18 protein-coding genes and 2 tRNA genes are annotated in these 21,516 nt (G+C 52.2%); 12 read left to right on the forward strand and 8 right to left on the reverse strand.

Annotation, left to right across the window (positions count from 1 at the left end; all coding sequences use genetic code 11):
- Positions 1 to 47: 47 nt before the first annotated feature.
- The 8 genes from leuS (at position 48) to tsaD (ending at position 10,007) form a co-directional block, all read left to right on the forward strand.
- Entirely contained in the window at positions 48 to 3,086 is a 3,039-nt protein-coding gene (gene leuS / locus ALMA_RS03340; protein ID WP_094726630.1) for a leucine--tRNA ligase, read from the forward strand.
- Between the two features lie 206 nt (positions 3,087 to 3,292).
- Entirely contained in the window at positions 3,293 to 4,057 is a 765-nt protein-coding gene (locus ALMA_RS08310) for a ComEA family DNA-binding protein (protein ID WP_158520641.1), read from the forward strand.
- Positions 4,041 to 5,801 carry a ComEC/Rec2 family competence protein gene (locus tag ALMA_RS03350; protein WP_094726361.1) on the forward strand — a complete coding sequence of 587 codons (1,761 nt, stop codon included), beginning with the start codon at positions 4,041 to 4,043 and terminating at the stop codon, positions 5,799 to 5,801. The genes ALMA_RS08310 and ALMA_RS03350 overlap by 17 nt, the downstream gene beginning before the upstream one ends.
- Positions 5,802 to 5,864: 63 nt before the next feature.
- Positions 5,865 to 6,851 (forward strand): DNA polymerase III subunit delta, encoded by a 987-nt coding sequence (holA, locus tag ALMA_RS03355; RefSeq protein WP_094726362.1) that lies wholly within the window; start codon positions 5,865 to 5,867, stop codon positions 6,849 to 6,851.
- Positions 6,852 to 6,856: 5 nt separating this feature from the next.
- The gene (gene tsaE, locus ALMA_RS03360; protein WP_094726631.1) at positions 6,857 to 7,453 is read left to right on the forward strand and encodes a tRNA (adenosine(37)-N6)-threonylcarbamoyltransferase complex ATPase subunit type 1 TsaE; all 597 of its coding nucleotides are present in this window, start codon (positions 6,857 to 6,859) and stop codon (positions 7,451 to 7,453) included.
- 32 nt (positions 7,454 to 7,485) lie between these two features.
- A complete protein-coding gene (tsaB, locus tag ALMA_RS03365; RefSeq protein ID WP_244568848.1) occupies positions 7,486 to 8,361 on the forward strand; it encodes a tRNA (adenosine(37)-N6)-threonylcarbamoyltransferase complex dimerization subunit type 1 TsaB in 876 nt (291 codons plus the stop codon).
- Positions 8,361 to 8,915, forward strand: coding sequence for a ribosomal protein S18-alanine N-acetyltransferase (gene rimI / locus ALMA_RS03370; RefSeq protein WP_094726363.1), 555 nt, complete (start codon positions 8,361 to 8,363; stop codon positions 8,913 to 8,915). Before tsaB ends, rimI begins: the two co-directional genes overlap by 1 nt.
- Before the next feature lie 45 nt (positions 8,916 to 8,960).
- Positions 8,961 to 10,007 (forward strand): tRNA (adenosine(37)-N6)-threonylcarbamoyltransferase complex transferase subunit TsaD, encoded by a 1,047-nt coding sequence (gene tsaD, locus ALMA_RS03375; protein WP_086107044.1) that lies wholly within the window; start codon positions 8,961 to 8,963, stop codon positions 10,005 to 10,007.
- A 177-nt stretch (positions 10,008 to 10,184) separates the two neighbouring features.
- Here the strand turns inward: tsaD and ALMA_RS03380 are convergent.
- Positions 10,185 to 10,258: transfer RNA gene (locus ALMA_RS03380), tRNA-Arg, on the reverse strand.
- 176 nt (positions 10,259 to 10,434) lie between these two features.
- A tRNA-Arg gene (locus ALMA_RS03385) sits at positions 10,435 to 10,508 on the reverse strand.
- A 272-nt stretch (positions 10,509 to 10,780) separates the two neighbouring features.
- On the opposite strand from ALMA_RS03385, the gene ALMA_RS03390 reads away from it, so the two are divergent.
- The 3 genes from ALMA_RS03390 (at position 10,781) to ALMA_RS03400 (ending at position 13,271) form a co-directional block, all read left to right on the forward strand.
- Entirely contained in the window at positions 10,781 to 12,142 is a 1,362-nt protein-coding gene (locus tag ALMA_RS03390; protein ID WP_094726364.1) for a Na+/H+ antiporter NhaA, read from the forward strand.
- 3 nt (positions 12,143 to 12,145) lie between these two features.
- The gene (locus tag ALMA_RS03395) at positions 12,146 to 12,829 is read left to right on the forward strand and encodes an LOG family protein (RefSeq protein ID WP_094726365.1); all 684 of its coding nucleotides are present in this window, start codon (positions 12,146 to 12,148) and stop codon (positions 12,827 to 12,829) included.
- A 121-nt stretch (positions 12,830 to 12,950) separates the two neighbouring features.
- On the forward strand, positions 12,951 to 13,271 hold the full coding sequence (locus ALMA_RS03400; RefSeq protein ID WP_094726633.1) for an MGMT family protein: 321 nt from the start codon (positions 12,951 to 12,953) through the stop codon (positions 13,269 to 13,271).
- Here ALMA_RS03400 and ALMA_RS03405 read toward each other — a convergent pair.
- The 4 genes from ALMA_RS03405 to ALMA_RS03420 all read right to left on the reverse strand — a co-directional run bounded on the left by ALMA_RS03405 (position 13,228) and on the right by ALMA_RS03420 (position 17,653).
- Entirely contained in the window at positions 13,228 to 14,475 is a 1,248-nt protein-coding gene (locus ALMA_RS03405; protein WP_094726366.1) for a DNA-processing protein DprA, read from the reverse strand. The two genes, ALMA_RS03400 and ALMA_RS03405, sit on opposite strands and share 44 nt — an antisense overlap.
- 51 nt (positions 14,476 to 14,526) lie before the next feature.
- On the reverse strand, positions 14,527 to 16,149 hold the full coding sequence (locus ALMA_RS03410; protein WP_158520642.1) for a YifB family Mg chelatase-like AAA ATPase: 1,623 nt from the start codon (positions 16,147 to 16,149) through the stop codon (positions 14,527 to 14,529).
- A complete protein-coding gene (locus ALMA_RS03415) occupies positions 16,146 to 16,595 on the reverse strand; it encodes a YraN family protein (protein WP_211278331.1) in 450 nt (149 codons plus the stop codon). The genes ALMA_RS03410 and ALMA_RS03415 overlap by 4 nt, the downstream gene beginning before the upstream one ends.
- 185 nt (positions 16,596 to 16,780) lie before the next feature.
- Positions 16,781 to 17,653 (reverse strand): pyridoxamine kinase, encoded by an 873-nt coding sequence (locus ALMA_RS03420; RefSeq protein ID WP_094726368.1) that lies wholly within the window; start codon positions 17,651 to 17,653, stop codon positions 16,781 to 16,783.
- A gap of 268 nt (positions 17,654 to 17,921) precedes the next feature.
- On the opposite strand from ALMA_RS03420, the gene ALMA_RS03425 reads away from it, so the two are divergent.
- Entirely contained in the window at positions 17,922 to 19,244 is a 1,323-nt protein-coding gene (locus ALMA_RS03425; protein ID WP_094726634.1) for an O-acetylhomoserine aminocarboxypropyltransferase/cysteine synthase family protein, read from the forward strand.
- 195 nt (positions 19,245 to 19,439) lie between these two features.
- Here ALMA_RS03425 and ALMA_RS03430 read toward each other — a convergent pair whose 3' ends face one another.
- On the reverse strand, positions 19,440 to 19,646 hold the full coding sequence (locus tag ALMA_RS03430) for a hypothetical protein (protein WP_148140244.1): 207 nt from the start codon (positions 19,644 to 19,646) through the stop codon (positions 19,440 to 19,442).
- Between the two features lie 83 nt (positions 19,647 to 19,729).
- Entirely contained in the window at positions 19,730 to 20,947 is a 1,218-nt protein-coding gene (locus ALMA_RS03435; protein WP_158520643.1) for an ROK family transcriptional regulator, read from the reverse strand.
- Positions 20,948 to 21,516: the final 569 nt, after the last annotated feature.

Raw genomic sequence — 21,516 nt, forward strand, 5'->3', positions numbered from 1 at the left:
GGATTCACTTCTATCCCCGTGTGAAAGCGTATGAAAGCGAGAAAAACATGGAAAATGCGAATCAGGAAGCCGTAGCGGCTGCTTCTGTAGCGCAGGCCAGCGAACCGGCTGGAACTAGCGCATCGTCCGGTGAACCACAGTGGCGTTATAATGCCCAGCTGGCGCAGAAGATAGAAGAACACTGGCAGGAAAAGTGGGATACAGAGGGTACCTTCTGGGCAGCGAATGTCGAGGGGGATATGACTGATGGCGAGGGGAATCTCGCAGGAGACCGTAAGCCGTACTTTGTTATGGACATGTTCCCATACCCATCTGGGCGTGGTCTGCATGTGGGACATCCTCTGGGATACATAGCTACGGATGTGGTCTCGCGTTACCACCGCATGAAGGGTGAGAATGTTCTTCATGCTCTCGGCTATGACGCATTCGGTCTTCCAGCTGAGCAGTTCGCAGTACAGACTGGTCAGCATCCGCGCATTACGACGGAAGAAAATATAGCAAATATGCGTCGTCAGCTCCACCGTATGGGTCTGAGCCTGGATAACCGTCGTTCCTTCGCTACCATCGAGCCAGAATATGTGCACTGGACGCAGTGGATTTTCACGCGCATTTTTAACTCGTGGTATGACGAGAACTTCGTGCGCGCAGACGGCGGTCGCGGTTCTGCGCGACCTATTAGTGAGCTCGTGGAGAAGCTTTCTGCGGGTACCGTGGAAGTTCCTCGCGTCGAGTCTGACGATGTGGCTGCTGGTGCTGCATGGAATGAGCTGAGCGCGAAGCAGCAGGATGCTGTGCTGAATGAGTTCCGTCTCGCCTACGTCTCGAAGTCTCCAGTGAACTGGTGCCCAGGCTTGGGGACTGTGCTCGCAAATGAAGAGGTGACAGCGGATGGTCGCTCGGAGCGTGGAAACTATCCTGTCTTCCAGCGTGAGCTGTCCCAGTGGTCCATGCGCATTACTGCTTATGGGCATCGTTTGATAGAAGACCTCGACACCATAGACTGGCCAGATAAGGTAAAGTCTATGCAGCGTAACTGGATAGGTGAGTCTCACGGTGCTTCTGTGCATTTCGAGGTGCCGGTGTCTGATGGCTCAGAGTCTGCAGACCTTGAGGTGTATACGACCCGCGCAGATACTCTGTTCGGTACGACGTTCGCAGTTATAGCGGTAGATCATCCGCTCCTCGAGCATGTTCCAGCAGAATGGGCTGAGGATGTACCTGAGGCATGGCGCGGTGGATATGCGTCGTTAGGTGAGGCTGTGCGCGAGTACCGCCGTCAGGCTATGGCGAAGACGGCTATGGACCGCGTGGCCGATAACGGCGCGAAGACGGGCTTCTTCTCTGGTCTGTATGCTGTGAATCCTATTACGGGCGCTCAGATTCCTGTGTTCGTTTCGGACTACGTTCTCATGGGCTATGGAACGGGCGCTATTATGGCCGTGCCTGGTGGAGACGAGCGCGACTATGACTTTGCTGCAGCGTTCGGCCTGCCTGTGATTTATACGGTCGAGCCGTCTGCTGAGTCTGGTGAGACGCTTGAGGCAGACTACGTGGGACAGAAGGCGTACACGTCTCATGACGGTACTGTGGTCAATTCTTCCGTCTCTTCCACACATGTGGGTGGCGTGAAGCTGGACCTTAATGGTATGGCCGTGGATGATGCCACTGCCGCAGCTATCGCCTGGCTCGAAGAGCAGGGAGTAGGACGCGGAAGCGTATCCTACCGTCTGCGTGACTGGCTCTTTAGCCGTCAGCGCTACTGGGGTGAGCCATTCCCTATCGTCTACGATGAGGAGGGAGTCGCGCACACTATCCCAGATAGCATGCTGCCACTGAATCTGCCAGATGTGCCAGACTACAGCCCACGCACGTATGATCCTATGGATAGTGATACAGAACCGGAAGCTCCACTGAGCCGTAACACCGAGTGGGTGAATGTGACTCTCGACCTCGGGGACGGTCCACGCCAGTACCGTCGCGATACGAATACCATGCCGCAGTGGGCAGGATCGTGCTGGTACTACATGCGCTATACGGATCCGAAGAACTCCGATGCCATGGTGTCTTCTGCCGAGTATGACTACTGGCTGGGAGCGAACCATAATGCGACCGCTGGCGAATCTGGCGGTGTAGACCTCTACGTCGGTGGTGTGGAGCATGCAGTTCTGCATCTTCTGTATGCGCGCTTCTGGCATAAGGTACTCTTCGACCTTGGTGTGGTGAGCACTCCAGAGCCATTCCATAAGCTCTTTAACCAGGGATACATTCAGGCCTACGCCTATACGGATGAGCGCGGACAGTATGTGCCTGCAGCAGAGGTGGACGAAGTGCCAGGAGCGGATGGGTCCGTCGAGTACGAGTGGAATGGTCAGAAGGTAAACCGTGAATTCGGTAAGATGGGTAAGAGCCTGAAGAATATTATTACCCCAGATGACATGTATGACGAGTATGGTGCAGATACCTTCCGCCTGTACGAAATGAGCATGGGGCCGCTGGATGAGTCTCGTCCATGGAACACGCGAAATGTTATCGGTTCTCAGCGCTTCCTACAGCGTCTGTGGCGTAACGTCATCGACGAAGAAACCGGTGCAGTGGTGGTGACGGAAGATGAGCTGGATGAAAAGACAGCAAAGCTTCTGAATAACACCATCGTGGCAGTAACCGAAGAGATGGAGAATATGCGTCCAAACACGACCATATCGAAGCTCATCGTTCTGAATAATCACCTCACGTCTCTAAATGGTGTGCCACGTGCAGCCGTCGAGCCACTGATTCTCATGCTCGCGCCTATAGCTCCACACATCTGCGAAGAGCTATGGAGCAAGCTTGGTCATGAGAAGTCTCTCTCGAATGCGCCATGGCCAGTGGCAGATGAGCGATTCGTGGGACACGATACTGTCACTGCAGTAGTCCAGATTAAGGGTAAGGTTCGTGGAAAGCTCGAGGTTAGCACAGACATTAGTGCTGAAGAGCTCGAAGCACAGGCTCTGGCACTGCCGAGCATCGTCGAGCGTCTCGGTGGAGTGGCCCCACGTAAGGTCATCGTGAAGGCTCCACGCATCGTATCCATCGTTCCGGGTGAATAATCTATGAACTGCTAAAAAGTGGGTGGGCTACTTTCTTCGGAAAGTGGCCCACTTTTCGTATGACTTTTCGTATGGATGTTCGACTCGTCTGTACGATATGGGGATAACTGGGAGGTTATCTTCCTATATATGACACGGTTATCCACATCGGGTCACATATGCTTCTCACGCTCGTCATCTCAGGAAGAATATGGCAGGGTAGGAGTATGACACTATCCACAGATGACGTTCTTCAGGAACTGCGCACTGTTTCTCCGACAGACAGTGTAGACAGCCTGCTCGTACGGGGAGCTCTAGCTCCAGGGCGAGTAGAGGCTGACAGTGCTGCGCGTTCATCATCGAGTGCCTCATTTGGTGCAGATCGACGCCGCAGGCATGCAGCTTCTGGCTCTTCATCACTGTGGACCGCGCTCTTTCGTGGACGTGTCACTTCTGAACACGCATCTGGACGCAGATATAGGCTTCCTCATGTGCTCGGTTCTCCGCTCTATGGCGCTGTAGCCATACTTATTCTCATCCTCGCTCTCAGCACGAGTCTGACTCTGCTTCTCATCCAGGCTGTGAATATCTCTCGTCTGGATACTCCTGCTGTGCATAGCGTCGCTATCGCAGCCTCGGAAGAGAAGAAAGAACAGGCGCCTGCACCGCAGACTCCGGTGGAAGCTCCGGCTCAGTCTCTGGCACTGCCTCAGCCGCAGGGCGCTTCAGCACCTGCTGCACCATCTGCACCGGCTGCACCATCTGCAGACCCAGCGCCTGTGTCCGCTCCAGAGGCTGCGGGCGTGAATGTGAATACTGCGAGTAAGGAAGAATTGGAACAGATACCGGGTGTAGGCCCCGTCACAGCACAGCGTATCCTCGACTACCGTACGGCGCACGGCGCATTCTCGAGCATAGACCAGCTCACGCGTGTATCCGGAATCGGTACGAAAACGCTAGAAAAGATGAGGAACCATGTTCGCGTTCAGTAAGCATGATATCCGCATCCTCTTCGCCGCACTGCTCGCATGGACCACAGCCGCACTAACTCTGTCCGGTCTCGTCTCGCATGCAGTCCTGCTGACGGGAGTGGGACTACTCAGCCTCATGGGTGTAGTGCTCTGCATGCTCCCCTTGAGTAATCCTCTCCTCGCACCGCTCCAGCATATCTCTCAGCTCAGCATGCTCTACGCATGCGTTATCCTGAGTGTGCTGTGCAGCTGTGTCGTACAGGATGCATTCAGCCGAGCGGACATCCAGTCCGAGCTCAGCACAGTGCATGCCCAGACTGTGAGTGCACGCGTGACGATCACGAGTCCTTTGCTCGCCTCGTCTCTGCGCGGATTCACCTGTTCGGTGGAAGCCACAGCACAGGAACTTACAGTACGTGGTATAGCACAAGGAAGCAGGCGGACCATGCGGATATTCGCGCGCTCGCCGACGGACTGCGTACTCCAGCGTGGAGCTACGTATAATATCCGCGGAAGTATACAGTTTTCGACGTATGGTCGAGGTGCCTGGGTGCTCCATCTCGATCATGCAGAACGCATAAAGCCAGCATCCATGCTCGACACCTTCGTCGAGCACCTCCATACGCGATTTCTCGACCAGACATCGCGCCTGGATACGCAGGGAGCCATTCTCGTTCCTGGCGTGACGATGGGAGTAATGGGACATGATGTCTTAAATCCGTCGACGGCCATTATCTCGTCCTCGTCATCCCCCTCCGGTTCTCTAGAAAATCCAGGAAGCGATACGACTACACAGAAAGGTTCTGACGAAGTCTCACCGGACGGCACGAACATAGTGCGAAAGACCTCGGGGAAGTCCTCGGGTGCGTCTGCGAGGAAAACCGTCGCGCGCGAAGCGAAGAAAATAAAAGAAGCTTTCCGCGTGGCGGGGATCATGCATGTGCTCGCCGTGTCTGGTGGACATTTCGCGCTCGCTGTCAGCCTCGTCACGTGGGTGATGAAGCGTATGCGCGCGCCTCGAGTGCTTCGCGCTGCCGCTATGATAGCTGCAGACATACTCCTTTACATCATCATGTATCCCTCAGATTCCATTCTGCGTGCCTTTATCATGGGATTTTTTAGCGCTGGGTACGTCTACTTCGGTAGGAGAGCAGATTCCGTATCCGCGCTGTCCTGGACTATCCTCTGTCTTCTCTTCGTGGACCCATCCTATGCGCTCAGCGTGGGTTTTTCTCTCTCGTGTGCAGCTGTCCTCGGTATCATCCTCTGGAGCGGCTGGATAACGCGTGGGCTTGAGCACTTTCTTCCTCACCGTCTCGCAGGGGCGTGCGCGGTGACTCTGGCCGCACATGTGGTGACTCTTCCTATCTCGTTACTTATATCCCCATCCATCCCGGTCTATGCTGTCGTGGCGAACGTACTCATCGCTGTGCCTATGGATGTGGCCACGGTATGTGGTCTTCTCGGTCTCGTTTTTTCGTGGTGCGTTCCGGTACTCGGATATGCGTGCGTGTGGGTATCGAGCCAGTGCACATCTCTGATGGTGATGCTTGCATACTGGGTGAGTTCCTGGCCTTATGCACAGGTGGATATGAGTCCGTGGCAGCTCGGAGTGGGCTATATGGTTATTCTCGTCAGTGGGGGTGTGGTGTGGCGGTTCTGGGCGTGGTATGCAGATGCTCACGCGTATGAGCGCGAATACCGTGAGCCTGTGAAAGAGCGCTGGGTAGCGTGGTGGAAGGAAACGCTTGACATGTTCCGCTAGGAGCATTCAGGTAGCGGTTAGACTAAGATAGTTTTCGGACAGCCTAGGATAAGGAATGGAAGCATGGGGTCGAGTGCAGTATATGTGGTGAATGGAGGAGATGAGTATCTCAATGGCCAGATGCTCAGCAAGCTTCTTCATGACATGAGCGCTGAACTGCCTGACATGGAACGCATGGACCTCGATGCAGGTTCCGCGAGTGCGTATGACTTCATCGAGGCAGCCAGTCCGTCCCTTTTTTCGGATGGCGCTATCGTTCTCGTGGATAACCTCGAGAACTGCTCAGATAGTTTGTCTGACGCTTTAGAACAATTTTCTCTCGAGCACAAAAACCGTACTCGAGGAGACTCCGTCGTCATCTGCCGGAAGAATCCTGGGCAGAAGGGCATGGGGCATGTGAACCGCTTAAAGAAAGCGGGGGCGAATATCATCTCTGTACCTCAGCTGAAAAATGACAGAGACTATAAGTCGTTCATCACTGGTGAGTGCGAACGCTATGGACGTTTTATGACGGCGGATGCCATAGTACTCCTGACAGGAGTACTCTCTGGGCAGACAGGAGCGATGGCAGCCATGTGCCATCAGCTGTGCATGGACTTCGACGAGAATCCTATTACGGCTCAGACTGTCTCGCTGTATATGCTGAATAATCCTCAGGTGACAGGATTCGCTGTGGCAGATAAGGCTCTGGCAGGTAATGTAGCTGGAGCCGTGGTAGATATGCGTAATGCTGTAGCGCAGGGTATAGCTGAGATAGCCATTCTCGGTGCTCTCGCGTCTAATTTACGATCCATAGCGAAAGTGGCAGCTGTAGAGTCTGGGCAAGTGAGTAAAGACGATGCCCATATGACAAATACGTGGGTATATAACAAAGCCAAAGCGCATCTCCGTGGCTGGACGTCTACTGGACTCGGACGTGCCATACAGATGTGCGCGTGGGCAGATGAACAGTGTAAAACGTCGGGCACTGATCCGCTTTATGCAGTCGAAAAAACCATAGAATGCATAGCATCCCAAGGACGTGTGACAGTGGAAGGAATGAATACGTGATGCAGATGGCTGAAGGAATTCTCCGAGTAGACGTACCTACTGCTGAGGATATGCAGCATCTAGGAGAGCTCGTAGCAGGGGCACTTCACGGATCTGACGTCGTCGTGCTTTCGGGGCCTTTAGGAGCGGGAAAGACTACTTTTACTCAGGGCATAGGAACGGGGCTTCAGATAGATGAACCCGTAGTATCTCCTACATTTACCATCGCGAGAGAAATGGATGGGCGCTTTAGCGGGGGACTGCACGCTCATCTCGTTCATGTGGATGCCTACCGTCTTCCAGGCTCTGATAATGATGACGCTATGTATAGTGGTTCACAGAATGCAGTCAACAGGCTGCTCGATGAGCTCGAGTCACTCGGTCTGGATGAGATTCTCGAGGCGCCGGACGATGATACGGTTATCCTCATCGAATGGGGATCTATGATGGCTTCAGTACTCGCTCCTGAGCGCCTCGAGATAGACATAGACCGCAGTGTGGATAATGAAGAAAGTCCATGTGCGTCAGATGAACTCACGAGTAATGGTACACGCCGAGTGACTTTGCGTGCGGTGGGACTATCCTGGCAGTCGAGGCTCGAGTCCATAGCTCAAAAATGGTAAAGCATCACACAAAAGAAGATAACGGAAAACGTATGACACATATAGAAGCAGCACATATGGCACAAGCCCTTCACATGGGATTCGATGCAGACGTGGTGACGAGCCTATATAGCTCGCCGACGCTGGTTATCGATACGTCGTTCGGAGCTATTGTGGGAGTCGTGGGATATACTCCCGTCTATGAAGCAGATTCGCGCTCGCATGTGGAACTTCTCCAGCCATGCATCGCTCAGGTCATCGATGAAGCGGGACTTCAGGCAGCAGATATTCAGCGCGTGGTGGTCGGTACAGGTCCAGCACCTTTTACAGGGCTGAGAGCAGGAATAGTCGCGGCCCGTGCGCTGGCTTATGCTATGGGGGCTGAACTTCTCGGAATGAATGTCCTCGACGTACAGAGCACGTGGAATCGCATAGAGCGAGCAAATATGATGCAGTTCGCTGGCCATGAGAAGGATAATCTGGTGGTGCATTATACCCTGGCGGTAAACGATGCCCGGCGTAAGCAGCTCTATTATGCTCTGTATGATGATACAGGACGTGAAGTGCTCCCTATGGATATAGCCCCGGCTGACCACATCGCTGAGAAGATTCATGGCGTACTAGACATGTATCTCTCTGATGAAAGTTCTGATACAGTCGTGGACGTTATAGGACATGGTGCCGTGAAGTACGCTACGTCCTGGCAGTCACTTCCGGTGGGGGAGGTACGGGAAGAATCCGTTCTTCACGATGCAGGTGCTGCTGGACTGGGGATTTTCGCAGCAGCTGCGGTGATGCGTCAGATACAGGGTAAAGATGTGAGCACAGAGCCGCTATATCTGCGTCGTCCAGATGTGACCATTCCTGCGCCGAGCAAGCATATACTGGGGCAGACCGAGCTCTCTATTCCTGTGGGTGGAAAAGAGTAATGGCCGAGGATAGGGCGAACAAGGAAGATTCCCTCGCTGAGGAGCTGCCTCTCTTTTATGAGTGGCTGAACCTTGATGACGTCGATGAGCAGGACGTGACGACTATAGCGAGGCTCGAAACGGAGCTCTTCGGTCTGGGTGCATGGAGCGAAGCTGCAGTCCAGCAGGAGCTGCAGGCGTCTTCACGATATTATGCTGTCGCTCGAGATAAGAAGAGCGTGATAGGATATGCCGGGATATGGTTTGATGGCGAGGATGCTCAGATCATGACCATAGGTGTAGCGTCATCCTATCAAGGTCGGCACGTAGGGACTGCGCTGATGGGCATACTCACAGAAAAGGCACGTTCTCTCGGTGCTAGGCGTATGCTTCTCGAAGTGGCCACAGATAACGAGCCTGCTCTGGCTGTATATAAGTCAGCAGGATTTGAACAGATAGGACTACGCAAAAGGTACTATCAGCCGGAGAATAAGGATGCTTATGTCATGGCCTGTGTACTTCGTGCTGGTGAATCAGTACGAGGGAATCCTGTAGGTTTTAGCATTCCGGAATAATGAATCTGAAGTGTACGAGTCTGAAGAGTGATGAGGATAAGGAATATGAGTGAACCAGTAATCTTAGGAATAGAATCTACGTGTGATGAGACTGCAGCAGCTGTGGTACGCGGTAAGACTCTTGTGTCGAATGTGGTGGCTTCCTCGATGAACGAGCATGCGCGCTATGGTGGAGTAATCCCTGAGATAGCATCGCGTGCGCATGCAGAGGCTTTTGTGCCCGTCGTATCTCAGGCATTAGCAGATGCACAGATGGACATCAGTGATGTGGATGCTATAGCAGTGTCTGCAGGACCCGGACTGGCAGGATGCCTCGCGGTGGGAGTGTCTGGAGCAAAATCTCTCGCATGGGCTGCGAATAAGCCGCTCTATGGTATTAATCATGTCATAGGACATGTGGCAGTGACACAGCTTCAGTTTGGAGACGTTCCAGAAAATACACTCGCGCTCATCGTCTCTGGCGGTCACACGTCTATTCTGCGTGTGGGGGATATCGCTACAGATGTGTCAGTGATAGGTACGACGCTGGATGATGCGGCGGGAGAGTGCTTTGATAAGGTGGCTCGTTTGCTCGGATTCCCTTATCCAGGTGGACCGCATATCGACCGTCATGCGCAAAGTGGTGACCCTCATGCGCTACGCGTGCCGCAAGGACTCACTCAAGGGAAAGCAGCTGCAGCTCATCCATATGACTTCAGCTTCTCGGGTGTAAAGACTGCTGTAGCCAGGTGGATAGAGTCAGAAAGTGCTAAGGGGCATGAGATTCCTGTCGACGATGTCTGCGCTGCGCTGGCGGACTCTGTCGCTACGGTACTGTCAAAGAAGACGATGGCTGCTGCGGAAAAGTTCGGGGCTGATACAGTCATCGTGGGTGGTGGATTTAGCGCAAACTCGCAGCTGCGCGAGGCCCTTCGTCAGTCTGGTGTGGACCACGGTATCGATGTGCGTATCCCTGAGCTGAAGCTATGTACAGATAATGGTGCCATGGTAGCTATGCTGGGGTCGAATCTGGTTAGCGCTGGCGTGAAACCGTCGAGTATGGACTTTTCTATCGATTCTTCGATGAGCCTGAATACCATCTGCATGGAGTAGGACTAGGAGCAGGGAGCGACTGGTGGAACTAGGCTAAGGCGGACTGGCGAGGAGAACTTTGGCTCCACGCCAGTCCGCCTTAGCGGTGAGCGGTACCTACATGATAGCGCAGTCATTCCGAAATCTAATCCGAAATCTGATATGCGAAAGCCCCGAACTGTGTCGGGGCTTTATCTGTGCGCCGAACAGGATTCGAACCTGCAACCTTCTGATCCGTAGTCAGATGCTCTAATCCGTTGGGCTATCGGCGCAATCCTTGAAGAGTTACCTTCAAGCAACTTGTATATATTAACCCTCACTATGCTGTGCGTGCAAGTCGGCGTGTCGTTTTGTGCTAGGGTGTGGGTGTTAGCTGGCTGGAATGTGTGGAAACTATATGAGTGGAAACTGTATGCGAAAGCCCCGAACTGTGTCGGGGCTTTATCTGTGCGCCGAACAGGATTCGAACCTGCAACCTTCTGATCCGTAGTCAGATGCTCTAATCCGTTGGGCTATCGGCGCAATCCTTGAAATTATGAATAAATCTTATTTCAAGTAACTTATGTATGATACTCATGTTTATACTATAGATGCAAGCCGGCGTGTCTCAGAAAGTTTCACTCAGCTTTTCGTTTTCTCTCCTGTGTATCGCTGATAGCGCATGATAGCACAGTAGAGACTTTCCTGAGCTTATTCCGATATTCTGGCTATAAGCTCTGCGACTCACCCGTGAGGGGATACGATAAAATAAGAAGTAAAGAAAATGCGCTAGGGTAGTGATTGCAGAGGTAACTATGGCAGAGAATGCTCGAGGCTCAGAGCAGAAGCATCAGAATAAGACAAAGATTCTGTCGGGAGGAGACTCATGGTGGAACTCGTTTATAGCGAACGCGAAGCGTATCTCTGAATCGGATAGAACTTCTGGTCTTATTATGCTTGGATTTGCTTTCGTGGGTTTTCTCCTTGCGAATCTGCCTTTTACGTTCCATGTCTTCGAAAGCATAAGAGAATTCGTCATTAGTGTGCCGCTCCTCCATATTCATCTTACTGTAGATGAGTGGGTGCAAGATGGTGTGCTTACCATCTTCTTCCTCGTCGTCGGCCTGGATCTAAAGCAGGAACTTACTACAGGATCCCTGTCGAATCCTCGTGCAGCTGCTGTACCTATGATAGCGGCTGTAGGGGGGATGATAGCTCCTGCTTTAATATTCCTCGCAGTGACTTTCGGATGGGCTTCTGTGACGGGGGGAGTGGAGACAGTGGCGAATGGTCAAGTTTTCCCGTTCGATGTGGTTTCGCATGGCTGGGCTATCCCATCCGCTACGGATATAGCTTTCTCTCTCGCAGTGTTAGCTCTTTTTGCTAAAGCTCTTCCAGGCGTTTTGCGAGCGTTCCTGATGACTTTAGCTACGGTAGATGATCTTCTCGGGATTATAGTCATAGCGCTCTTCTTTTCTGAGCTGCATAACGGATGGTGGGCGTGTGGTATTATCATAGGTGCTGCTGTATGGACATGGTCTATTCGTAGAGACACAGTTCCATGGGCTTTGGTTATTCTCGCAGGTTTTGTGATGTGGTATAGCATGCATGAGCTTGGAGTACATCCTACGCTGTCTGGTGTGCTTGCAGGACTGCTCACGCCATCGCGCCCTCTGGGAAGTGAACACGATGCGAGAGCTGCCCGCTATCTTCATAAGTTAGAGCCACTTTCTGCTCTTATCGCACTTCCTATTTTTGCGCTCTTTGCTACAGGAATTCACTTCGATGTTCTGTCGTGGAACTTGTTTACTTCTCCTCTGGTCATAGCAGTCATAGCTGCACTGGTTATAGGCAAACCGGTAGGAATTCTGTGCTCATCGTGTTTTTCTACTCACATTTTGAAGCTGAAGCTTGCTGCAGGTCTTCGTGTGAGGGATTTACTCCCTATCTCTGCCGCGTGCGGAATAGGTTTTACAGTGTCATTCCTCATAGCATCCCTAGCATATCATCAAGCAGAGCTGAGTAATGAAGCGCGGTTCGGAGTGCTCATCGGCTCGCTTCTGTCTGCCTGTATAGCTGCATACCTACTCCAGCGCCAGTCGAATGCCTATGCGAGAAAGAGCCAGATAAAAACAGTCTCGAACCAATCGGTTTCTTCTACAAGGAAGGTGGGATAGTAGATGCCATTTACGAGAGAATTCGATACAGATATCGAGGGGTTTACTCACGCGCAGCGAGATGCAGCCTCGGATATTCAGAGGTTAGAGCGTATTCGAAGTGAGTTTCGCGAAGGTTTCTCTCTACTCAGAGACGTCGGTCCCGCTATTTGTGTGTTCGGCTCAGCTCGTATAACCGAAGGAAGTGAGGAATACGAGCAGGGCAGGAAGCTCGGAACGCTTCTCGCGCAGCGTGGATACGCGGTGATTACTGGTGGAGGTCCAGGCGCTATGGAGGCTGCAAACCGTGGAGCGTATGAAGCGGGTGGAACTTCTGTAGGTGTAGGTATAGAGCTTCCGCATGAACAAGGTATGAATCCGTATGTGACTATATCTATGGACTGCCATTACTTCTTTACGAGAAAAACCATGTTCATACGGTATTCGGATGGACTCATAGTTCTGCCCGGAGGAGTAGGGACTCTGGACGAGCTCTTCGAGGCTCAGACCCTTGTTCAGACTCATAAGACGAGTCCGCGAGCTATAGTTCTCGTCGGAGTGGCTTACTGGTCAGGACTCATAGACTGGCTTAAAAACACAGTGATGAAGAGTGGAAAAATTAAAGAAGAAGATGTACAGAGATTTATTCTTACTGATGACCTCGAAGAAGCTGTACGCATAGTCACTTCGCAGCAGCAGAGAATATAAGGCTGAAGATATGCTGGTGGGCAGGTAGCTCCACTCTGAGCTACCTGCCCACCAGCACGTTTATGAGAGGGAAGATAAAAGGAAATTAATCGATATGGGCTCCTTTCTCTTAGAGGATAGTATGTCATTCTCAGAACGCGTGTACCATGTAGTACAGCAGATTCCGAAAGGGTGTGTGGTCACCTATGGGCAGGTGGCTGCGCTGATAGGGGCGCCACGTAGTGCTCGGTTCGTAGGGTATGCTCTTCACTCGAATCCCTATCCGGGGATAGTGCCCTGCCATCGTGTGGTTTTTAAGGATGGCGCTCTCGCTCCCGGTTTTGCTTTCGGCGGACCAGAAGAACAGTTCCGGCGCTTGAGCGAAGAGGGAGTAGAATTCACTACTCATGATGACGGAATTAGAAGAGTAATTCTAGAGCGCTATCAGTGGAGGATGGGCTAGAAGGAGAAAAAGTAGGAGATGCAGACTCCTCGGCGTTTTTCTTCGAATAAAGCTTCAGATTACTCTCAGCAGGAAGTACTTCAGTATCTTCGCTCATCTCTTCATTCCCCTTCTTATTATCCTGACTCTCTTGCGCTTGTGACATAGGTGCATCATGCACTTCATGATGTCCAGTGATGCTGTCGAGATTCGTGCAAGAGGGGAGAATATTTGCCTTTCCCTCATGAATGAGGTTATTACAGCCAGCATTATACGGGGTATTAATATTCCCTGGAGCAGCGTAGATGAGGCGATTCATCTGCGCTGACCATTTAGCAGTATTCATAGCTCCAGACTTCAGCTGTGCTTGAGAGATAATAAGAGTGGATGAGTATGCTGCTATAAGCCGATTCCTATCGTGGAAACGGTAGGAATCGGGGATAGTGTCGGGCGTCATCTCGCTTATAATAGCTCCGCCAGAATCGGTGATGCGCTGGAACAGTGTGTTATTCTGAGCAGGGCCTATGTGTTTGAGTCCTCCAGCCATAATGGATACAGTTTTCCCCGGTGTATCCGTGATGTCGAGAGCAGCAAGTGCGCCCCAGTGAGCTGCAGCGTCTCCACCGAGTGCTCCTCCGGAGATGACGAGGTGTCCATGAAGTGCCGCATCTTTCGCACATTCGAAAGCTACTTGGCGGCCATAAGAATTTACAGAGCGGGAGCCTATAATCCCATAGGGTTCGTCGCAGGATGTGAGAACTTGAGGGTCTCCTACTCCCCATAAACACAGAGGTGGGCAGGAGTCTTCTGTGTTCAGATACAGGTCTCGAAGCTGTGCAGGCCACAGTGGACTCATTCGGTCTATAATCCAGTACGAATAGTTATTCGTGAGCATACTGGAGAGTGCTGTAAGGCTCATGTCCTCATATCGAGTGAGGTTACTGACCCAGTGATGGAGGGAATTGTTTAGGTGTTTGCGCACTGCGTGAGGGGAAGTGTCTTCAGAAATGTGCTGAAGGCGCTGAAGAAGGCAGTCATACAGGTCATTCCATCGAGGAAGAGTTCCCGTATGTGCATACTGTTTGCTCATAAAACGTAGACGCTCGAGTAAGCCGAGTGGGCCTTCTTCATAATCGAGAGATAGGTAACTCAGAGCGACATCGCTGCTTCGTGCAGCAGCAGTGAGCATAGCGTGGGCGAGTGCAGTGGAAGTGAGAGGAATCATGAGAATCTCCTGAGAATAATGAGGACGAGTAACGTGATGGATAATAATGAACTAGTTTCCAGGAAGGTAGAGTGCTTGAGCTGCAGAAAGATCATCAGCATCTGGATGTCCTTTACCGAGAAGGTCGGATATGCTCCACGCGATGCGAAGAATCTTATGTGCGCCACGTACAGTAATCTCTTCTCGTTTGAGAAGTGCATTTACGGCAGTAAGAAGAGACCGTGGAGTCTGGCGCATAAGCCATGACGCATCGGCGTGAGCATTCGTGGACCATGGTAGATTCTGGTAGCGGTATGCTGAGCGTTCTCTGGCGAGGCGTACAGTCTCTCTCATATGTTCACTATCCCAGTGGGCATGTGTACCGAGAAGCGGGCTGTACGTGTCCGACGAAGCTGCAGGTGCAGCGAGAGAATGAACTGGAGGAACGTCGAGCTTAATATCGATGCGGTCTCGGATGGGACCGGAAATGCGCTGACGGTAGCGACGTAGCTCCTGCGCAGTACATGTGCATTCGCCATGCGTACTCCATAGATGTCCGCACGGGCAGGGATTCTGTGCGAGGATAAGCTGGAACTGCGCCGGATAGGAGACGGCTCCACGTAGACGCGTCACAGTGACAAAGCCAGTCTCAAGTGGTGTACGTAATGCCTGCATCACGTTTCGCTCGAATTCAGGAGCTTCATCGAGGAAGAGAATACCGTGGTGAGCGAGCGTCATAGCTCCAGGTTTGATGGTAGCTCCCTGGATTCCTCCGGTAAAGGACGCGAGAGTAACATTATGATGAACATTAAGAAAGGGAGCTGTCACATCGAGAGGAGATGTTACTGGCAGTCCTAGTGAGGAACGGATACATGCTGCTTCTATGGCTTCTTCGTGGGTGAGGTCTGGGAGTATGGAAGGAAGACGTGAAGCTAGCATGGTCTTTCCCACTCCTGGAGGTCCTTGCATTAGGACATGGTGACCGCCTGCTGCTGCTATCTCGAGTGCCCATTTTGCGTCCTCATGTCCTATAACATCGGTGAAATCCCGAGACGCCGTATCGAGGAACTGGTAAGAACCATCAGTGAGAGAAGAATACCGCTGTTCTGCCTCGTTCTGAGTCGGCTGAGTAGTGACACTAGGGGAGGATGAGACTGGAAGTCCTATAGTATTCGACGAAGCTCCCAGAATGCGTAAGAGATCCTGAATATGCTTCACGCCGAGGATGCTCAGCGAATCATCACTCAGAATGCGCGCTTCGGGCACATTCGCTTCTGGAAGAATAATGCGCTGTATACCGGTGGCTAACGCGTGGGAGACGATGGGAAGCACAGAAGTAATCGGAAGAACGGAGCCATCGAGAGCGAGCTCGCCGAGGACTAAGGTATCATCCAGAGCGAAAGGATTTACACATCGCATAGCACTGCATAAACATGCAGCTACGGCCAGATCATAGCTGGCTCCATACTTTGGAAGTGATGCTGGAGAAAGATTCACTGTAATGCGTGTCTTCGGCCAGCTCAGCCCTGTCGTTTTACATGCAGCGCGAACGCGCTCGCGTGCTTGGAGAAGCACAGTGTCCTTCGCGCCGACCATGGTGAAGGTAGGAAGTCCGGGTGTAATAAATGCCTGCACAGTGATGGTGTTAGCGGTGAGCCCGCTGACGGATGCAGTAAGAGCTTGGCCTATGTTCATGATCCTATCCTCCTCACATGCGTGAGTTCGGTAACGGTACCTCGAGTAACGATGATTCCTATGGCATCGAAGCGTACGAGGCGAGGAGTTTGCGCATGATGCTGAGCCATCCATGACACTGCAGCTTTGCGCAGGTGGACACATTTTGTAGGAGTGATGGCGTCGAGCGGGTCACCGTAGGCGCGAGAGGTACGCGTCTTTACTTCGATAAAAACGAGGACGGGTACTTTCATCTCGCCCGTTTCAGGACAAAGAGCTACGATGTCTATCTCGCCGAACCTGCAGTACCAGTTTCTGTCGAGTACGCTCCAGCCGAGCGCAGTGAGATACTCGCAGGCATAGTTTTCGCCGAATCGACCGAGCGTACTCGATGGACGTAGTGGAGCGCGGCCACGAGTGGAGTCATCACCTGAATCAGGTGGAAGGAGTGTAGATGTAGTAGTCATAGGAATATTTCAGCACAGAATTCACGAAAAGTAGAGCTGAAACGACAGTTGTTATCAGATGTGAATATGCGTGTCGAAATGACGGGTTATCTACGGGAAAATTGGCGGAAAACTCGGAATTATTCACAAAAAAGGAGGGTGCACTCGCATGTAGAACATGCAGAACGCACCCTCCTGAGGATAACTTACTTCACGAGTCTGGTCAGCTCGCCGAGCACGAGCTCGAAGCTGACGCCACGCTCTTCGAAGTGAGGCTGATGACGAGTAGACTCCATAGCGCTACGCACGAACTCGCCAGCTATATGTGCAGCCTCATCGAGAGGCTTACCAGCGAGCACAGCGCCAGACAGTGAGGAAGCGAACGTATCGCCAGTGCCATGAATCATGTACGGAAGCTTCTCGTGCACGAGTTCTATCTTCTCAGCTGAGTGTCCAGACTCTGTCGCGACATAGTTACGCAGAGTGCCGTCCTCGCGGTCTATGCCCTTAAGAACGACGTTATGTGCACCGAGATCGAGTAGTGCGTCGAGAATAGAGTCCACCTGAGAATCAGAAATATTCTGACCAGGATACGCTGTGTCCGTCAGTATAGATGCTTCGGTAAGGTTCGGCATGAGGATATCCGCACCGACTGCCAGGCGCTTCGTCGCGTCACAGAGCTCCTGAGTATACGTCGGATACATCTTACCGGCGTCACCCATCACAGGGTCGACCAGATGAAGTGCATGAGGGTACTCGCTGTAGAGTCGCTGAACGAGATCCACCTGAGCAGGCGAGCCGAGGAAGCCGGAGTACACGGCATCAAGGTCGACGTTCTCCTCCTTCCATGCGTCGAGGTATGCAGACAGGATGTCTGTCGTGTCATGGAAGGTATACGTCTTATAGAGAGTATGTGCAGAAAAGAGCGCCGTCGGTACAGGGCAAACGTCGCAGCCGGCTGCAGACAGTATAGGAATGGCGGCGGTCAGCGAGCATTTTCCGTATCCGCACATATCGTGAACTGCTGCGACGCGTGGAACGTAGAGGGGGTTGCGCTGGTACAGCGTGGCATGGGTCATACTATCTCTCCTTGAGTAGGGGTTCGCGCATTTCGCGGAAACCCTCTGTTTATGTCTCTCCTGTAAGCGTAGCTGAGTGAGATCAATTTTTCCACTACGCGTATTAGTCCGTGAAATGGCAGAAAAGCTCTCACTGATAAGAGGTTATAAGCAAACGTGATAAGAACCTGCGTGTGTTCAGCACACTAAGCCCGTACAGTGGGCATCACACGACTTACTCAGGGGCTTGAAAGCCCTTACCTTTATGGACTATGGAAAGGACGCCACTATGACGAACGCCCAGAATAATCCTCAGAACTATCGCTTCGAAACTCTTCAGCTTCATGTGGGTCAGGAGCAGGCAGATCCTGCCAGTGATGCTCGAGCAGTTCCTATCTACCAGACCACATCTTACGTTTTTCACGATTTCGACCACGCAGAAGCACGTTTTAACCTCTCGGATGCGGGGAATATCTACGGACGCCTGACGAATTCCACTCAGGATGTCTTCGAAAAGCGTATCGCTGCGCTTGAAGGTGGTACTGCTGCTCTCGCAGTAGCGTCGGGAGCATCTGCAGTGTTCTACGCGCTGTCGAACATTACGGAACAGGGAGACCACATCGTCGCAGCGAATAACATATACGGAGGCACATATAACCTTCTCGCACACACGCTACCGCGAAACGGGGTGACGACTACTTTCGTCGATCCTTCTGACCCGCAGAACTTCGAGGAAGCTATTCAGGAGAATACGAAGCTCGTTTTCTTTGAGACGTTCGGTAATCCTAAAGCGGACCTCGTAGACTTCGAGGTTATCTCCCAGATAGCACACCGCCATCATGTGCCCGTTATCGTGGATAACACATTCGCTACACCATATCTCTTCCGTCCGCTCGAACATGGGGCTGACATCGTGGTTCATTCGGCGACGAAGTTCATAGGCGGGCATGGGACTACTCTCGGCGGTGTCATCGTGGAAGGAGGAAAGTTTAACTGGGCTGAAGTACCAGGAAAGTTCCCTACTCTCACGACGCCAGACAGTAGCTATCATGGGCTGAACTTCTATGAAGCTCTCGGAGGAACTGCATTTGTCACACGCATTCGTGCTATTATCCTGCGCGACACGGGAGCGGCCATCTCGCCGTTTAATGCGTGGATCCTACTTCAGGGACTTGAGACTCTCTCGCTACGTGTAGAGAGACATGTGGAAAATGCTCTGAAAGTGGTGAAGTACCTTCAGAGCGTTCCAGAAGTAGAGTCCGTAAGCCATCCGAGCATAGAGAACCGACCAGACCATGCACTGTATGAACGGTACTTCCCACAGGGAGCAGGTTCCATCTTCACCTTCGATATTAAAGGCGGAAAGGATGCTGCTCGCGTATTCATCGATAACTTACAGCTGTTCAGTCTCCTCGCGAATGTAGCTGATGTGAAAAGCCTCGTGGTTCATCCTGCATCCACCACGCACTCGCAGGAAACGGAAGAAGAGCTCGCATCGCAGGGAATCTCGCAGGCCACCATCCGCCTTTCTGTAGGCACGGAGCACATAGACGATATCCTCGCGGACCTTCAGAGGGGATTCGATGCAGTTCGCGAAGCTGGGCTAGAGTAGCTTTTCGCAGATGAGATAGTTAGCGTAGCGTGCATAGAGGGCGGTTTTTCCTAGGCGTCCTAAGCGTCGTAGGCGTCCTAGGTGTCCTGGGAGTCCTAAGTGGTCCTGGGAGTAGACAAACCTCGTGCCGGTGAGCAGATTCTCGGTAGACTTCTGCACTGAGAATCTGCTCACTATTCGCTCTTTTTCGTACTCCTAGCCTTCCATAGGGCCAGTGGAGTTTTCCGCTTCGCACTCGGATGCTCTGTTTTTCTGTCCTGCTATGCGCGCAGCAAAGAGGAGCGCTCCGAAGCTGAGTACAGCGAAGAGGCCTGCCATGCTGAACGTGATAAGCAGGCAGCTAGATTCGGTTAAAGTATCTGTAAGGGTAGTGTTTGCAGCGAGCAGGAACATCGTCGTCATCGTAACTCCTTTATTCTCGTCTGATTTCTTCATCTCGTGTCTTCATCCGTGAAGTGACGTATCCGAAGATACCAGTAAATTATCTACGAATGTAGCAGAGAGTCCAGATAATCCTGCGCGAGGACATAGGCTGCTCCCATGATGGCTTGATCGGGAGCACAAGCACTTTTCAGAATAGTAAAATTACTCGGAGAGAACCCTAGAGAAGGCTCTAGGCTACGAACTCGGGAGCGAATGTCGCCGAGGTCAGAGCTATCGAAGTAGCGAGCTACTTCGCCTCCGAGGATGATGGGAACGGGAAGAACCATCCGAATGTTATGAATAAGCTGGGCGAGTGCGTCGAGGTAGGTGTTAAAAGCCTTCGTATGCGTGTAGCTTCCATCGCGCATGGCGTTAATAAAAGTGTAGACGTCTGTGCTGGATGTGCCCGATATTCTGAATGTGCCAGGAATGGCGGTGGCGACAGAGTGTAGTAATGCCTGAGCGCTGCAGAACATCTGTGCGCACCCATACTGTCCACAGGAACAACGATGATTCGATGAAGTCGGAGCTTCTGGTCGAGGAGAAAAGGATATGTCGCGTATGTTTGCTTGGTGTTCCGAGCTGAGAGAATATCCTGCCGGATAGAGCGTCATGTGCTCGATGAACGTAGCAGAACGTACATAGTGTCCCGAGCGGATGAATGCACTACTCATCGTCGCATTAAGATATATGCATGCTGCGTCCGGTATATCGGGGTGAAAGAGCGTTTCTGCTGCAGCGAGTGCGAAGGGCTCTCGCATAATGCGGATAGGGTAGTGCAGGCGCGACTCGATGGCATGACGAAGTCGGTTCTCGCTCGCTTCGTCGAGAGCTGCTAGAGATGTTACCGTCACGCCTATGCCACGTAAATGGCGAGGATCTATGTGGCTCGATGATACGAAGGACTCTATGGCTAGGGCGAGATTATCGTAAAAATTCGCTGTACCGAAGTCGTCGAGATTCAGGGCGGAACGAGAAGAGACTTCTCCACGCAGATTCATAGCGAGCAGATGCGCTGTTCCTTTGCTGACGAGCACCCCCACGCAGATGCAGCGCGAGTATGCGAAGGAATATGCGTCAGAGCGCCTTCCTCCTGTCGAGGCATGCGCGCCGGAAGACTGGACGACGTAACGATGCTCAGCTAGGGTCTTTAAAGCAGAGGCTATGGTGGGCATGCTTACGCCGACGAGTTCTGCTAGCTGACTGCGCGACACGCCGTCATGGCGTAGTATAGCGCGCAGAACTGCATGTTCTGTGGGGCTTAAGGAATGCACACTCATACTATGCACTGTAGCATAGCAGGGGATATGAGGAACTGCATGGTATCGTCTGCTTGAAGGCATACTATAGTACGCTTATCGTTTTGTTAGTTTTCGCAGCCTGGATTTTTTTAAAATGGGAACGCTATCATGAGTGGTTTTGACCATGTGCATCGAGCCGGTATTCCTCAAATCCTGGGTAATGACTCTCTAGAGTACTCAGACATAGTCGAATCCACTCAGATCCACTCAGATCCACTAAGAAACTAAGAAGTGGTTTTTCTCGATTTTCCATACTGTTCGTGATCCTTCACCCGAGTCAAGTCATTCGGCTAGATGCCGTCAAACCACCCCACGCAAACACCCGAAGAGCCAGACCTTAGAGGCTTTTCTGCTTGGTCAGGTACGCACGGACAGAACGTACCTGACCAGGCAGAAAGACCGCGTATTGCTCTCAGGAGCTTCCTCTCGAGAGCGGTCCCTGAGAGTGGTTCCTGAGAATGTGTCCCGAGGAAACGTCCTAGCGAATATTTAGTTTCTCGAGCGGCACTTCTTCGGTCAGTACTTCTTCGGTCAGTACTTCTTTGAAT

Source organism: Alloscardovia macacae, from assembly GCF_002259705.1.
GTDB classification, from domain to species: Bacteria; Actinomycetota; Actinomycetes; order Actinomycetales; family Bifidobacteriaceae; genus Alloscardovia; species Alloscardovia macacae.

What these genes read in the sequence shown, in the direction of transcription:
- leuS (WP_094726630.1), top strand. Translation starts at nt 48, where the DNA reads ATGGAAAATGCGAATCAGGAAGCCGTAGCGGCTGCTTCTGTAGCGCAG.
- ALMA_RS08310 (WP_158520641.1), top strand. Translation starts at nt 3,293, where the DNA reads ATGACACTATCCACAGATGACGTTCTTCAGGAACTGCGCACTGTTTCT.
- ALMA_RS03350 (WP_094726361.1), top strand. Translation starts at nt 4,041, where the DNA reads ATGTTCGCGTTCAGTAAGCATGATATCCGCATCCTCTTCGCCGCACTG.
- holA (WP_094726362.1), top strand. Translation starts at nt 5,865, where the DNA reads ATGGGGTCGAGTGCAGTATATGTGGTGAATGGAGGAGATGAGTATCTC.
- tsaE (WP_094726631.1), top strand. Translation starts at nt 6,857, where the DNA reads ATGGCTGAAGGAATTCTCCGAGTAGACGTACCTACTGCTGAGGATATG.
- tsaB (WP_244568848.1), top strand. Translation starts at nt 7,486, where the DNA reads ATGACACATATAGAAGCAGCACATATGGCACAAGCCCTTCACATGGGA.
- rimI (WP_094726363.1), top strand. Translation starts at nt 8,361, where the DNA reads ATGGCCGAGGATAGGGCGAACAAGGAAGATTCCCTCGCTGAGGAGCTG.
- tsaD (WP_086107044.1), top strand. Translation starts at nt 8,961, where the DNA reads ATGAGTGAACCAGTAATCTTAGGAATAGAATCTACGTGTGATGAGACT.
- ALMA_RS03390 (WP_094726364.1), top strand. Translation starts at nt 10,781, where the DNA reads ATGGCAGAGAATGCTCGAGGCTCAGAGCAGAAGCATCAGAATAAGACA.
- ALMA_RS03395 (WP_094726365.1), top strand. Translation starts at nt 12,146, where the DNA reads ATGCCATTTACGAGAGAATTCGATACAGATATCGAGGGGTTTACTCAC.
- ALMA_RS03400 (WP_094726633.1), top strand. Translation starts at nt 12,951, where the DNA reads ATGTCATTCTCAGAACGCGTGTACCATGTAGTACAGCAGATTCCGAAA.
- ALMA_RS03405 (WP_094726366.1), bottom strand. Translation starts at nt 14,475, where the DNA reads ATGATTCCTCTCACTTCCACTGCACTCGCCCACGCTATGCTCACTGCT.
- ALMA_RS03410 (WP_158520642.1), bottom strand. Translation starts at nt 16,149, where the DNA reads ATGAACATAGGCCAAGCTCTTACTGCATCCGTCAGCGGGCTCACCGCT.
- ALMA_RS03415 (WP_211278331.1), bottom strand. Translation starts at nt 16,595, where the DNA reads ATGACTACTACATCTACACTCCTTCCACCTGATTCAGGTGATGACTCC.
- ALMA_RS03420 (WP_094726368.1), bottom strand. Translation starts at nt 17,653, where the DNA reads ATGACCCATGCCACGCTGTACCAGCGCAACCCCCTCTACGTTCCACGC.
- ALMA_RS03425 (WP_094726634.1), top strand. Translation starts at nt 17,922, where the DNA reads ATGACGAACGCCCAGAATAATCCTCAGAACTATCGCTTCGAAACTCTT.
- ALMA_RS03430 (WP_148140244.1), bottom strand. Translation starts at nt 19,646, where the DNA reads ATGACGACGATGTTCCTGCTCGCTGCAAACACTACCCTTACAGATACT.
- ALMA_RS03435 (WP_158520643.1), bottom strand. Translation starts at nt 20,947, where the DNA reads ATGAGTGTGCATTCCTTAAGCCCCACAGAACATGCAGTTCTGCGCGCT.